Genomic DNA, 14,188 nt, shown 5'->3' with positions numbered 1-14,188 from the left:
CTGATAAACTACTACTCGCTGCCATAAATTCTTTGGCCGTTTACCTGGGTAATACCGGCTGTCTCTACGCTTAATAACGATTCCTTCCAGCTGCTGTTGTTTACAGAGATCAAACAAGGGTATGATACCGTGCTCCATATACCTTATCTTCTTGATCACTTCATTTTCTTTGACAGCCTCATCTAATAATAGTCTCACACCTAGTTAAAATCGAATGCACTCTTGCGAATGACTTTTTATGCTAATTCGTTTGTTGGATCAGTGAAAGTGATAGGATTAGGCAAACATTTGGCACTAATGTTATAACGTTTGCTTAGTCAACTGGTACATAATATGGATGTGAGCATAGGCGCTCGTATCGAAGTCGTCAAATGAGAAAAGTCGACGGAGTAAGTTGCATTCTTTGTTCTTATTTTATTTTTATTTAATCATTAAAATTAAAAATTGCCTCCAAACGCTCTTTCCCTAATTCGTTTGACTATCCAAAAAGTATTGTCGACTCGGCGAGTCCAAAAGACTTTCCAACTCCGGAATGTAATTCGCAGTTTCTATCGGATTCACACTGTATGCTTTCAGTTTTTTGACTCGCTCCCTCAATTCCAATGGATCTAAGGATAAAGTCATTGAACGTTCGTGCATCCACTCATCGTTATAAATAGTCGATAAATAGCGTTCGCCACTGTCTGAAGCAATGCAGACAATCCTTTTTTCCTTCCTGGACTGCATCGCCAGCTTTAAGGCTACAAGCATAGCTGCCCCTGTTGAACCTCCACAAAGAATTCCTTCATGACGAGCCAATATCCTACACATCATAAAAGAGTCTTCATCTGGAACTTTGTATACAGCATCAATCCGGTTCAGATCATCAATATTTGTCGGGGTCCAACTAAGTCCCATACCGGGAAGCAGATAAGAATGAGATGTTCCTCCGAAAATAGTGGAGCCAATCGCATCCACTGCTATAATCTTTACATGTGCCGCATTTTCTCGGAAAAACCGTGAAAATCCACCAATTTGCCCTCCCGTGCTTACCGAAAGAATAACCACGTCAAGATTTCTTTCACATTGTTCGAATAACTCAGCCGCAGTTTGGTTGAAATGCGCTTCACCATTTAAGTGATTAAAACACTGGTCGGGTCTGAAAGAATTAGTAATCTCGCGGTGCAACTTGTTTGCAAGAGCGATTCTCGTCTTATGATACGAACCGCTATCATCCTGTTCTGTAACCACAATAACCTCAGCACCATAAGCTTTTAACATAGCCAAGTTCGTTGGCGTTGTTTTCGGATCTACCAAAATGATAACACGATATCCACGAGCGGCACCAATCATGGCAAGAGAAATCCCAAAATTTCCAGAAGAGGATTCGATAAGTGTCCCCCCAGGTTTTAACCAACCTCTTCGTTCAGCCTCTTCAATAATATAAAGCGCAGGACGATCTTTAATGCTGCCTCCAGGATTTGTCCTTTCTAATTTCAATATTACATCGACTTCATCCCTAACTAAATTTCTAAGCTGCACCAATGGAGAGTTACCAACCGTATCCAAAATCGTGTTTATCATCAACTTATCACATCCTGTTCTCATACGAATTTTTCAATCATTTCAATCCTCTTTATTACAACTCTCCGCAGAAATGCGGCCTGCAAAGTACTCAATTTTTTTGGAAGATCTTTAACCGTATCTGATAATGTATGGCTAATATCGATGCGACAATTATAAGACCGGTACAGATAAGGTATACAGCAGAATAAGAGAGCTGATCAGCAATTGGCCCCATTGCTACACCACCTAGTGATATTCCGAGATCTGCAAAAGCAACAAACAAGCCTAATAACAAATTACGTGAAGAATTAGGGAGAACAAAAGTTAAGTAAGTCAGTAATGTTGGATACAGTAAAGCCTGCGCGATGCCCATTAATAGAGCAGCAGAGTATAAAAAGAATGGCCCCTGCTCTTCCGATAAAGACAACAACAATGCTGCAAGAGCTGCCAATAACAAGGTGACGAAAATAAATCGAAAGTTCCAATTCCCATCAGAAGGAATATATTTGCGTAGAAGGAAACGAGATAGCACAATAACTGATGCCTGGATCATTAAATAAATACCGGCATTCCCATACTCAACTTGATTTGCATAGAGGGGGATAAATACCGTTACAGCACCAAAAACAACAGAAGTAATAAGCATCAATAGACTACATACGACGAATGGAGTATGGGTTATTATTTGTCGAATCAATAATCGCTGACTTTTACTAGATTCATTACTAACTTGCTCTTGTTTCTCCTGGGACACATGAGTCATTGAGGTCCGATACCCGAACCAGCTAGTAATGACCACCATTACGATCATGGAAACTGTAAAAGCGTTCATCCCCCCCCACTGCCATATTCCAAAGGCCATCAAAGGCCCGACTATAGATGGCATATAGGTGGAAAGAGAGTACAATGAGACCCCTTGCGACCTTTCATTATCGGAGAGGGTATCAATAATCGTAATTTGTAATGTCATTGAAAAAAACGCTGTACATATTCCTTGCATAAAGCGAGCAATGAAAAATCCTTCTATTCCAGAAATCGTATACAACAATAAAGCAAGCCCATTAATGAATAGCAGCACTCGCAATACTTTAACGGGACCATATTTATTTACTAAATAACCGGCCCACGGACGAAAAAACATGCAAGTTAGCATATAAGTCCCCATGATTAAACCGATCATTGTGTTGTTTCCTCCAATACTTTCAATGCGTATTGGCATGATCACATTTAAGATTGAATTCGCACTAAAGAAAATGAAAGCAAGAATATACAAACGAATAAATGGCCACGAGGTAGCTTGTTGAATTGGGCGGTTTTGTTTAGTGTCTAGTTGCATATGCCCTCAAGCCCTGCTTCCATGTCTGCTGCACATTTTAGCAACAAGTTTGTATAGGAGTGTTTACTTGTGTAGAGCTGTGCAGCAGATCTTACTTCACAGAATGTTCCATGATTCATTACTGCAATATGTTGACAAAATAATTGAAGAACTCTAATATCGTGAGAGATCATCAGAATTGAAAACTTGAATTGATGAGTGAGCTTTTGTAATAATGCTAGAATTTGCCCCTGCACATACATATCTAGAGCAGATACCGCCTCATCGCAAATGAGAATATCAGGCTCCAGCACGAGTGCTCGTGCAATCGCAATTCGCTGGCATTGGCCAGAACTTAACTGTGGCGGTCGTCTGTTCTGTGCATCACCATGAATTCCCGTCTCATCAAGATAAAATCGAGCCTTCTCTTCTCTCTCTTTTTTTTGACCAATGTTTAAGTAATGTAGTGGTTCTTGTACTAACTGGACAGCTGTATATCTGGCATTTAAACTTGCTCGAGCATCTTGGAAAACCATTTGAATACGTTGGCATATTTGTCGTCTTGCATTTCCTTTTAGTTGACTTATATCTTGACCTCGATATAGAACACGCCCTTTATTAACTTGCTCTAAGCCGACTATACATCTCGCCAAAGTTGATTTTCCACATCCGCTTTGCCCAAGAATACCTAGAATTTCTCTACTATTTAATTTGAGATTTACATCATGCAACACATTTTTGCGGCCATTGAATTTTTTTTCCAACTGAATAATTTCGAGCAAAGGTACCTGATCTGATCGATTATTCTCATTCCCTTTCCCCTGCCGCAACTTTTCTGCTGATGTCGTAGGTTCAGCCGCATAGGAACGAGATGTGAGCAGCCGTTGAGTGTATTCATCTTGCGGTTTAGTAAATACCGATTTCGTATCCCCCACCTCAACAATTCGACCTTTGTTAATTACAATAACACGGTTACTGACGGCATTCGCTATCGCTATATCGTGTGTAATAAGTAGAACCGTTAACCCAAACTCTTCTTTCATTCTCATTAACAACTCGAGTACCTCTTTCTGAGCAATGGTATCTAGGGCTGATGTTGGTTCATCAGCAATGAGTACAGAAGGTTGTAAGCAAAGTGCTAACGCTAGACAAACACGTTGGCACATCCCGCCGCTGAGCTGAAAAGGGTAACAATCTAACACACGACGTCCATCTGAAAAATTCAATTTAGCAAGTAAAGTTGCGGCTATTAGCTCTACTTCATCAGATTTCGCAAGCTGATGATATAACAAGCATTCTTTAAAATGATCCCTTATTCTCAACAGCGGATTTAGTGCTTGTTGCGCGTCTTGAAAAAGCATAGCAATTTGTTTGCCTCGTATTCGATTCCAATGGATGTTGGAGTTTGAAAGTTGCTCCTCCGTGTTTGAATTAACTCGTAAGGTCCCACTACTAATATGAGCAGATTGTGGCAGTAAACCTGTAATCGCTTTGGCAATGGTTGACTTCCCCGAGCCGCTTTCTCCTAATATTGTAACTATTTCGCCTTTAGTCAAATGAAAAGACAGATTTTCCAGTATTGTCGTCGAAAGATCGTTTTGTTTGTAGGTAACTGTGAGGTTGTTAACTTGTATTATATTTTCTAGCTCCATTGTTACCATGTCAGATTCCCCTATCGTTTGGTGATTTCATAAGGATCAAGCCGATCTCGCAACCCCTCTCCAATGAGATTGAAAGCGAACACGGTAAGAATAATAGAAACGGTAGGGCCTATTAGAATATGTGGTGCTTGCAGAAAATGGTCACGTCCATCCGCTAATATACTTCCCCACTCTGGAGTTGGAGGCTGAGCTCCTAATCCTAAGAATGATAATGCAGATATAGATAAAATTAAACTGCCAAGCTCAAAAGTAGCCAAAATAAAGACAGGACTAAGTACTTTCGGTAATAACTCCCGAACAATAATGACACAGGGTCTTGCCCCAAGTATTCGTGCTGCGGCAAATGATGTATCATTTTGGGCAAACAAGACGACACTTCGAGTTAATCGAGCAAACGACACCCACCATACAGATACAACAGCAATAAGTAAATGTACAAAACTGGTACCGAATATTCCGGCTATAACCAGTGCAAGTACCATAAAGGGAAAAGCTAACAATACATCCATAAGTCGCATAAAGATGATATCAATAACTGAACCCCGAAACATCCCCGTTACTAAACCAATTACTAGTCCAATGAGGACAGCAGCACCAAGAGCAAGAAAAGCGGCGATTAATGTCGTCTTACCTCCATAAAGCGTTCTTGAAAACAAATCTCTTCCGAAACGGTCAGTCCCCAATGGATGTTCATTGCTCGGCTTTTGCAGTCGTTCTGATGAATTCTGTTCGATGGGGTCATGGGAAGCAATAATAGGTGCACCCAAAATTAAAAGTGTGATTATGCTTAAAATTACAATACCGACTTTAAAACTCGCCGGAAATTTGGCACTATTCAGACTTCTCAAAGATAACCGCTCCTTTGCGATTTAATCGAGGGTCTACTAGGGTATATAAAAGATCAATAATTAAGTTAATGATGATAACTAACGCCACCATAATAAAAGCATACCCTTTAATAACCGCATAATCTTTAACCAAAATGCTATCAAGAGCATATTTTCCAATACCCGGCCATGAAAAAATGGTTTCAATAACTACTGCACCGCTAATGAGTGATGTAAGTGACAACGCAATAACCGTTATAACAGGGAGCCAACAATTACGTAACACATGTCTAACGAGGTGTTTGCTCACTAATCCTCTCGAGAGAGCGGATGCTACATATAGTTTTCCAAATTCAGATAACATACTTGCTCTTACAACACGAATTAACTGCGGAGCACTAATAACACCTAATATAACGGCAGGCAGCCAAATTCGAGATAAACTTGCATCATTACTAATTTCATAGATATTAAACATAACTGCAAATAACGAAAGTGAAACCAATCCGATAACAAAACCAGGGAGAGAGGAAAACACTGCACAAATTACTCGAATGAGATGATCAAGCCACCTCCCGGAATGCAGAGCCGATACTATTCCCAGCAACATCCCCAATACAATTTGAAGGATAAGAGAAACAACAGACAAAGCTATTGTTGCCGGCAGCCTTTCCGCTATTTCTACACTTATTAGTCGGCCTGTGTGAAGCGAATTTCCTAAATCTAATTGCAGCAATTGTTTAATCCATGATACATATTGGACGATAAGATTTTGATCAAGCCCCCACTCCGCTCGAAGCGATGCTACCTTTTCTTGATAAGCTTCCGTATTCGTTAAGGCGATCTCTGCATGGTTATTCAGTAATAATTCTATTGGATCTCCGGGTGCAAAATAAGTTAGCAGAAAAATAATAAGTGTAGCCATAAATAAGGTCAGGCAAGCTTCCAAGCTCCTACGGAATATGATTTTATACATGTAAGTCACCTATTTCGATTCGGCATTGCCGAGTGACATGTCGGCATTCAAAATATACTCGAATTGTCTAAAATGTTCTTTGTAACCGCTTACAGACTTATTAACTACGGTAAGCTGCGGGCGTGGATATAAAGAAATCACTGGTGCTAATTGAGCGACACGTTCATTAATCTGAAGAGCTAGCTCATGAGCTTTATTACTATCCGATGTTTCTTTTAATTGTTGCAGTAACTGATTGGTTTGCTCATCGTTAAACTTGCCGTAATTTGCACTTCCATCAGGAGCAAATTGACTGGATAGTAACGTATATATATCTCCAAAGGTGCCCCATGCTTCAATACAAACGTCCCAATCATTTTTCTCACGAGCAGCCGTTATTAAGCTGTAATCCCCATGTAATACTTCAGCTTTCACACCGACTTTCGCCCATTGACTTTGTAATGTTTCTCCAGTAGCTTTCTCCCCTCCCCATGTCATTATGCGAATCGTTAATGGGGTTCCGTCTTTGTATCTAATTCCATCCGATTGTGTCAGCCAGCCTGCTTCATCTAGCAATTGATTAGCTCTGTCTGAATCGTACTTCGGATATACCGCAGATTTAGCTTCCGGGAATTTAGGATTCGAGCCTAACCAACTAGATACAGGTGTACTCTGTCCTTCGGTAGCTAACAAGACCAGCTCCTCACGGTCGATGGCCCAAGAAAGAGCTTGTCTAACTCTTACATCCTTTAATTGGGGTCTGCTCTGATTCGTATAAATCGTAAGTGTATTGGCTACCGGAACAACCGAGGTCTCCACTAATTTCTGATCCTTAAGCTGCGATACACTTGTTACAGGAATATTTATTGCGATATGACTGCTTCCACTTAAGGCAGATTGTACCCTCGTTTGACCGTCGCTTATCTCTTGGACAACTACCCTCTTGATCTTTGGCTTCTGTCCCCAATAGTTTTCATTTCGTTCTAACACTATTTTCTGTTTAGGTAAGAACTCTGCGACCTTATACATCCCCGTAAGATCCATTGTATCTACCGAATCCTGTTTAGCTTCAATATTCTGAATAACAGTCTGGTAGTAAGATAAATTTAATGGTGCTGAAATACTTGGACTGCTAGCCTGCACCAGAATCGTATACTCGTTAATTTCGGTAAATGTCAGATCATCGAGATAGGGCTTCGCTAGTAAATCCTTTTCTTTGGAATGTTCAAGAGATTGAATAACTGCCTTTGCATTAATAGCTTTGCCACTCCAGAACTTTGCATCTGGTCTTAGCTGAATTTCCCATTTCATTGCAGCAACTTCATTAATGCCTTCCGCCAGTGAAGGTTCAACTTCACCTTCTGCATTTACTTTGAATAAAGCCTCTGCAACACCAATACCTCTTAAATGAAAAGCAGCTTGAGGAATTAGCGGATCTAGACCAGGTGCAATTTCTTGATTAACGATACTCAGTTCTTGCTCATCAGCCAATTCTTTCTCCCCGCCTGTTGTCCCTGAATTGCTACTGCAGCCGATTATGATAGAGACGGTGATTAATGATAACAATAAAAGAAATAACTTCTTCATGGTTGACCTCCGTTCTAAAATGTAAACGCAATCAAGATTTATTCTTCATTTCCGGTATAACAGTAAATCTCCGAATCCGACGCACTGAATTGGGTAAACGGGAATGGTTCTGCAACTAGAGAAGTAACCCCCTGGTTAATAAACTGTGCGATAATTGCGCTTCCCGTTTGTGCATATATCGTCAATGGAACTCCTCTTTCTCGAACTCTTGTTAAAATATGGTCGAATGAAGTATTGCTTAAAGTCATCCCCGTACATATTACACGATCAGCGTGATCTAATACTTTGTCCATATCTTTCTCAACAATGTCACCCCACTGGGTTTTTTGCAGCTGCAAATCGCAAGGCAAGCAAGTTCCTCCACGCAGCCTAATCGCTTCCACTAAAGGATTAACAACACCGATTAAGGCGACCTTTTCTGCTGCGCCGATAGAAGCCACATTGGCTATAAGCTGATCTCTTTGCTTCGCCTTTTGAATCGGAGTTCCTGATGTAATGGTCACCTTTTGATTACAATTATCTTTATGCGGATAGAGCGCTCCTAAATATGCGTCCATCGCTGCTATTTGCACAGGTAACCTGGAATCCCTTAAGACTACATCTAGAGGTAACCCTGAAAATTGGTCTGCCGTTCCCATCGCTAACTGCTCGGAAAGGTGAGAACAAGCACCGAAGGAAGCCTCCACTCGAAATAACAAGTAATAATTGTGATACTTAGTCGTAGTGGATGCGAACTGTGTCGTCTGATAAATGTTTGAGGCCCCTGTAACCGTTAACATTTCTGGCTTCGGTCCTAACTTGCCGTCAAGAATCGCAGCAAGTAATGAAGAAACTGAGTTCCAATAATTTGTTGTGTTTGGTTTCATCATGTTCTCACCGTACTTTCAAATTTTAGTTCAATACGACTAAGCGCTTGCTCCGCATATTTTCTGGCATTTAAGGCTTTACGGTCTTGAGTAATCACATGGCCTAAATAACATGCATTATCAATCGGAGTTTCGACATATTGACCTCCACAGTTTTCAATCGAGTACCGCGCAACATGAGGATTTGTTTGAAGCGATTCAACTCCACTGATGCAAGAAATTACACCTTGATGAGGGGGAATCAAGAACATTACTGCGGCACTTGAAATTCCGGTATGTTGTGTAAGAACAGCAGGTTTATGTCCTAGAGAGAGTTCTACAAATGCTTGCAGTAAATCAATCGATGTTACTCGTTGTACAAGTTCGACAATATAATTACCCGCAGTTCTGGGGTTGATTTCGATAATACGAGGTCCGGAAGCCGTTATTTTCACTTCTGTATGTGCAATACCATGATCAAAATTAACGGCCTTAAGTACTTCTTGAACATATTGTGTAACTGCTAAGTAGGTTTCTTCGTTTAGTTGTGCAGGGAACATATGACCATTTTCAATAAAATAAGGGGCGCCTGTAATTGATTTGTCGGTAATGCCTAGAATCGTAGTTTCGCCTTGACAGGAAACGCTTTCAACACTGACTTCTTCGCCTACCATATAATTTTCAAGAAGATAGGCGCACTCTCGTTGCTGATCTCTAAAGTTAAGAGGGAACTCTTCGAGCGTATCATATGCAGCTTTTAATTCCTGTTCGTTGTGGACTAAGCTTACAAAAGCACTTGAAGCCAAATCTACCGGCTTGAATACGAGCGGATAACCGATCTTCTCTGCTGCTTCCCTTGCTTCAGTCCAACTATGTGTGAGTCGATATGAAGGATTAGCGATATCCGCTCTATCAAGCGCTTCACGCATAAGATGCTTATACCGAACGGTAGTGACATCCTCTGGAAATGGACATGGAAGCTGTAAGGCTATAGCAACTTCTCTTACGGTTTCTATATAATAATCACAAACTGTAATTACTCCATCAAATGGTTTAGGAGACTGACGTAATAATTCAATTAATAGTGGTACGTCATTCGTCTCAGCTACGATAATTTCATCAGCATGCTCAATCACAGGATGGTTGGCATCATTACTATCCTTTTTATAAAGCTTAACGTTACGCGTGACTAGTGTATAAGTGTGTCCCAAAGATTTGAGAAGCGGCGGAAGTAAACGCCCGCTTGCTCCTACCCAGCTTTCTATCATTAGCAGATGCGACATCATGATCCTCCTTTATTTAAGTACAAAATGTGGTCAATACTAAGTATCAATTCCCTCCTAATCTATCAAAAAATGTAAATAACAATAACAAGTATATTATGAAAAACTTTACATTGTAAATGACCCTAATGGGCTATCATTTAATCTCACAAGCTCTAACGATATATGTTCTTGTCATCCAATAAAAATGTTGAAATATAAGTTCCCCATTTTTTATGTGCAAACAAAAAAACACCGCTTTAAGCGGTGACGATCTGATTCTGAGAAATGACAAACTCCATATAAGCCAGCAACGGTTCGGTCATTTATTCCAGTTAATACCAGAATTAAAAAACCGTTGATCATGTTATGGTCAATGGTCTGTTTTTCAATTGCTAATTAGAATAATAACTTTCAGCCTTGATTTCCACTAACATTTTTATTTGAAGCGACTGCAAACTCAAAATGATCTCGAGTGATATTTAGTAGGTATCAGATCAGTATACAATAGAGGATTATCCATAGGGAAATATCCAACAAATACACCAGCTTCTGAAATTCAACCCTATTTTAGTGATATCGATAGAGGGTTATGTCAAGATATTAAATATTTATATATCGGGTTAGATTATAATGTTCAAAACGAAAATGGGTTTTTCTACAATGGAGTTAGGTATAAGCACTTAGCATTTCACCTATTCTCATTTTTCCATTCAGAAGAAGAGCTTCATCGGGTTCTGGCTATTCTGGCGGAATTGAAGTCCATCTCCGGTCAGGAACCAAAGGTAGTTCTCGAAGCCACTGGGAATTATTCAAAACCTCTTGCTTCCTTTCTTTTCTTTGGGCCAGCTCTTCTTGAAGAGCTGCTTTCATTTTCAACCAACCACTTTCATAAAAAAACCACATATGTAATTACCTTAATTTCCCTTGGGCAAATTGCGTTTTTTATCTTATCGTAAAAACGAAATCATTGATATAACCCGAAAGAGCTAGTTCATTTGAATGTAGGCACAATATCACAAGTGTAAAGAAATAAACTTTGTAACAAAGCCATCCTAAAAGGACGCATTTTTCACAATACTGAAACAATACTGGCCCGATCGAGTCATTTATTTTAATACACCATTACATTAGTATTATTTTGTTCTGATCGATACACAGTTGAAATTACTATAATCAATAGAAGGAGATAGATATGAAAAACAAGAACACATTTAATCCTTTCCGAAGACTTCATTTTTATGCTGCTTGGTTTATTACCCCCCTGCTTTTAACATTGACCCTATCGGGAATCGGTTATTTGTTTTTTACTGACGTCGAAAATAACATTTATCAAAGAGAATTTTTTGGACAAAGCGATATAAAAACAAAGCAAAGCATTGACGAGGCTATTAAGGAAATAAGCGACAAATACCCAAGTCATCAAATTGGAAAAATCAGCTTGATGCAGGAACCCTACAACCACAGAGTTACGATCAGTAATGATGAAGGCGACTCTCGCTATATATTTCTAGACAGCAACAACCAAATCGTCGCCAATCAAAATGTTAAATACACATACGCTAATTTTATGCGGAACTTTCATAGTTCCCTTTTTACTGAAAGTACATTTATACGATATTTGGTCGAATTGACTGCTTGTTGGACAATATTCCTGATCGTTTCAGGTATATATATGACTTTTAAAAAAAGGTTACTTGCAAACAAGACGGAACAAAGAACTAATAAGCTTAAATTTCAAAAGATTCACGCCATATTGGGACTTGTAATAGCAATACCTTTAGTTCTAATTGTATTAACAGGGATCCCTTGGTCCGTTTTTATGGGGAGTCACATTAGTACATTTGGACAAGAGCATCCTGAATTAGGTAGAACCGAATTACGTTATAACCCTCCGCTATCTGATGTAAATGAGATTCCTTGGGCTACAAGAAGCTTGGATCAACCTACCTCAAATCATGCAGGACATGCCGATCATCACTCTAATGTGATCGCAAGTATAAACAATCCGAATCAACAAAGCTTAGAATCTATCATTAACAAAGCTCAAAACGAAAATATTGTCAGACCGTTTTCGATCGTTTATCCTTCAAATGAACAAGGCGTATTTACGGTTTCCAAAGGAAGCAATACAGGCGTCACTGGGTTAGATGTTAGCCCGTACCAGGAAACAACCGCTTATTTCGATCAATATTCAGGTAAGTTAATTGCCAGAATAAACTTTGATGATTATGGGATTATAGGAAAGTGGTTTACTTGGGGGATTCCTCTCCATGAAGGTCACTTATTCGGCATGGCTAATAAAATTCTAAACTTGATTGTTTGTATCACATTCCTTGCTGCAATAGTTATGGGATTCGTATCATGGATGAAAAAAATTAAACCTGGAAATATGAATTGGCCTAAACGCACAAATAAACCGTGGTCTGTAGGAGTTATAGTCACCTTATTGGTACTAGGTATTCTAATGCCCCTGTTTGGTTTATCTATTCTAATCATTTTCATTATTGAAAGTATCATCTACAACTCTACTAAGAATAAAGACGTAAGAGCTGCAGGATAAATTGTTAAACATAACAGGCTAAGGATCCATTAAGCAAGCGACTTTGAATATATCACATATAATGTAGATTTATTTATGTGAAATTCCTACAATGTGATTATTTTTGTGCTTTTTTCATGACAAAGAAGAATATTCGCGTTTTGTTCAAAATACGTATAACAAGTCATTACATTTAAGAAAGCTAATCGACGATTTGTTTAAATATACTCGTCTTTCGACTGTGTAACGACACGAAGCGAAAGAAAATCGATTTATCCCAACTTGTAAAGTAAATGTTATTTGAATTCGAACCTAAAAAGAAAAAATGCCGTCATTTAATTCCTTAGATCTATAGAATTTCTTTAGAAAGTCCTTCCTAAATTCTTTAAATGATATTAATATTAATAGATTCATAAATCATTTTAGGAGTGAGAACGTGGCACGTCAAAAAAAAACAACATATAGATCAGCATGGTTATCTCTTTTATGGCTTCTTATTATTCCCATCCTGAACACCTTCTATGGTATTTTAAATCGGGCAGGAAATCATGTATTTAATCTTGAAATCATTATTGATCAATGGATACCCTTTACCCCAATATTCATAATTCCCTATATATTATGGTACCCATTTATAACAGGTATTCTTGCCTTACTTGCTTTCAAAAATAGGGTGACTTATTTTCAAACTTTGATCGCACTCTGCACGGGGTTAATCATATCGTACATTTTCTTTGCTCTATTTCAGTCAACCGTTCAGCGCCCAGACATTGGGAATGAAACGGGCCTTATCTACCGTTTAGTCGATGTCGTGTATCGCACGGATCAACCTTACAATTGTTTTCCAAGCATTCATGTATTAACTAGTTACCTTATACTTCGTGGTTCGCGCGTCTTCAATAAAATCATTTGGACGGTAACTGCATTTACATCTATTCTAATTATTATCTCTACCGTTTTCGTAAAACAACATGTAGTGGTAGATATTGTTGGTGGCATTCTAATTGGGGAACTGTGTTTTTATTTAGCAGGTGCCCTGGTTATGTTAAAACGAAAAAGAAAACAAGCTTCTGTACTAGAAAGAGGTTCGCGTATGTTTCTATAAAAAAGGAATTAATTCATTTCCATCCAAAACTGGTCAAGACCCCATTTAGTGGACATTGAAAAAACACCTAGACTGCGAACTGGCGTCGGTACTCTACCGGCGTCAGTTTATTTAATTTGCGCTGTGGTCGTCTTCGGTTGTAAAATCGTATGTATTTCTCAATTCGGCTTTGTGCCTCCGTCAAATTTCGGATATCATAGGGATAGAGCCCTTCCGTTTTGAGATGCGAGAAGAAGCTCTCCATGGATTTTCGCATCCAACGCTTCATTCGGTCTTTGTCTTGAATAGCAAGGTGTTCGTTGATTTGCCGATAAGTCCACTTCTCTTCGACATGAAGTCGAATCGCTTCTAACTTGAGCTCTTTTGAATATTGCTTTAACTTTTGTCCCTTCATTACCATAAAAATACACCCCCTAGAATTCATCGGAATAACCAGGGGTTTTTCCAATGTCTATTCTAAGGGGTGCACTTCAAACTGAGGTGGGAGTTAATTAATTCCTAGATGGCAGCAAGAATGCCATGTCTACGTCGTGCTGAGGCAGTA

General features: G+C 39.2%; 11 protein-coding genes. 2 read left to right on the top strand and 9 right to left on the bottom strand.

Annotated elements, in window-relative coordinates:
- Positions 1 to 465: 465 nt before the first annotated feature.
- The 8 genes from ABEQ74_RS12240 to ABEQ74_RS12205 all read right to left on the bottom strand — a co-directional run bounded on the left by ABEQ74_RS12240 (position 466) and on the right by ABEQ74_RS12205 (position 10,018).
- Positions 466 to 1,563, bottom strand: coding sequence for a PLP-dependent cysteine synthase family protein (locus ABEQ74_RS12240; RefSeq protein ID WP_430122456.1), 1,098 nt, complete (start codon positions 1,561 to 1,563; stop codon positions 466 to 468).
- Between the two features lie 91 nt (positions 1,564 to 1,654).
- Entirely contained in the window at positions 1,655 to 2,881 is a 1,227-nt protein-coding gene (cntE, locus tag ABEQ74_RS12235) for a staphylopine family metallophore export MFS transporter CntE (protein ID WP_430122455.1), read from the bottom strand.
- Positions 2,872 to 4,521, bottom strand: coding sequence for an ABC transporter ATP-binding protein (locus tag ABEQ74_RS12230; RefSeq protein WP_430122454.1), 1,650 nt, complete (start codon positions 4,519 to 4,521; stop codon positions 2,872 to 2,874). The genes cntE and ABEQ74_RS12230 overlap by 10 nt, the downstream gene beginning before the upstream one ends.
- A gap of 11 nt (positions 4,522 to 4,532) precedes the next feature.
- Positions 4,533 to 5,369: an ABC transporter permease gene (locus ABEQ74_RS12225; protein ID WP_430122453.1), complete on the bottom strand. Its 837-nt coding sequence runs from the start codon at positions 5,367 to 5,369 to the stop codon at positions 4,533 to 4,535.
- On the bottom strand, positions 5,353 to 6,324 hold the full coding sequence (locus ABEQ74_RS12220) for an ABC transporter permease (protein ID WP_430122452.1): 972 nt from the start codon (positions 6,322 to 6,324) through the stop codon (positions 5,353 to 5,355). Before ABEQ74_RS12220 ends, ABEQ74_RS12225 begins: the two co-directional genes overlap by 17 nt.
- 9 nt (positions 6,325 to 6,333) lie before the next feature.
- Positions 6,334 to 7,890: an ABC transporter substrate-binding protein gene (locus ABEQ74_RS12215; RefSeq protein WP_430122451.1), complete on the bottom strand. Its 1,557-nt coding sequence runs from the start codon at positions 7,888 to 7,890 to the stop codon at positions 6,334 to 6,336.
- Between the two features lie 38 nt (positions 7,891 to 7,928).
- Positions 7,929 to 8,756, bottom strand: a complete 828-nt coding sequence (locus ABEQ74_RS12210; protein WP_430122450.1) for a Rossmann-like domain-containing protein — start codon at positions 8,754 to 8,756, stop codon at positions 7,929 to 7,931.
- Positions 8,756 to 10,018, bottom strand: coding sequence for an ATP-grasp domain-containing protein (locus ABEQ74_RS12205; protein WP_430122449.1), 1,263 nt, complete (start codon positions 10,016 to 10,018; stop codon positions 8,756 to 8,758). Before ABEQ74_RS12205 ends, ABEQ74_RS12210 begins: the two co-directional genes overlap by 1 nt.
- Before the next feature lie 1,174 nt (positions 10,019 to 11,192).
- On the opposite strand from ABEQ74_RS12205, the gene ABEQ74_RS12200 reads away from it, so the two are divergent.
- Together ABEQ74_RS12200 and ABEQ74_RS12195 are read left to right on the top strand one after the other, a co-directional pair.
- Complete coding sequence (locus ABEQ74_RS12200; RefSeq protein WP_430122448.1) at positions 11,193 to 12,560, top strand: PepSY-associated TM helix domain-containing protein; 1,368 nt, start codon at positions 11,193 to 11,195, stop codon at positions 12,558 to 12,560.
- A gap of 415 nt (positions 12,561 to 12,975) precedes the next feature.
- Positions 12,976 to 13,644 (top strand): phosphatase PAP2 family protein, encoded by a 669-nt coding sequence (locus ABEQ74_RS12195; protein WP_430122447.1) that lies wholly within the window; start codon positions 12,976 to 12,978, stop codon positions 13,642 to 13,644.
- A 67-nt stretch (positions 13,645 to 13,711) separates the two neighbouring features.
- Here the strand turns inward: ABEQ74_RS12195 and ABEQ74_RS12190 are convergent, their stop codons facing one another.
- Entirely contained in the window at positions 13,712 to 14,044 is a 333-nt protein-coding gene (locus ABEQ74_RS12190) for an IS3 family transposase (protein ID WP_430122446.1), read from the bottom strand.
- Positions 14,045 to 14,188 lie beyond the last annotated feature (144 nt).

This window comes from Paenibacillus solani, from assembly GCF_050475945.1.
Classification (GTDB): Bacteria; Bacillota; Bacilli; order Paenibacillales; family Paenibacillaceae; genus Paenibacillus_AQ; species Paenibacillus_AQ solani_A.
Note: the sequence above shows the minus strand (reverse complement) of the source record. Positions and strands in the feature narration are given on the sequence as shown.

Coding starts and splice junctions, on each gene's coding strand:
- ABEQ74_RS12220 (WP_430122452.1), bottom strand. CDS start 6,324: ATGTATAAAATCATATTCCGTAGGAGCTTGGAAGCTTGCCTGACCTTA.
- ABEQ74_RS12215 (WP_430122451.1), bottom strand. CDS start 7,890: ATGAAGAAGTTATTTCTTTTATTGTTATCATTAATCACCGTCTCTATC.
- ABEQ74_RS12210 (WP_430122450.1), bottom strand. CDS start 8,756: ATGAAACCAAACACAACAAATTATTGGAACTCAGTTTCTTCATTACTT.
- ABEQ74_RS12230 (WP_430122454.1), bottom strand. CDS start 4,521: ATGGTAACAATGGAGCTAGAAAATATAATACAAGTTAACAACCTCACA.
- ABEQ74_RS12205 (WP_430122449.1), bottom strand. CDS start 10,018: ATGTCGCATCTGCTAATGATAGAAAGCTGGGTAGGAGCAAGCGGGCGT.
- ABEQ74_RS12240 (WP_430122456.1), bottom strand. CDS start 1,563: ATGATAAACACGATTTTGGATACGGTTGGTAACTCTCCATTGGTGCAG.
- ABEQ74_RS12200 (WP_430122448.1), top strand. CDS start 11,193: ATGAAAAACAAGAACACATTTAATCCTTTCCGAAGACTTCATTTTTAT.
- cntE (WP_430122455.1), bottom strand. CDS start 2,881: ATGCAACTAGACACTAAACAAAACCGCCCAATTCAACAAGCTACCTCG.
- ABEQ74_RS12190 (WP_430122446.1), bottom strand. CDS start 14,044: ATGGTAATGAAGGGACAAAAGTTAAAGCAATATTCAAAAGAGCTCAAG.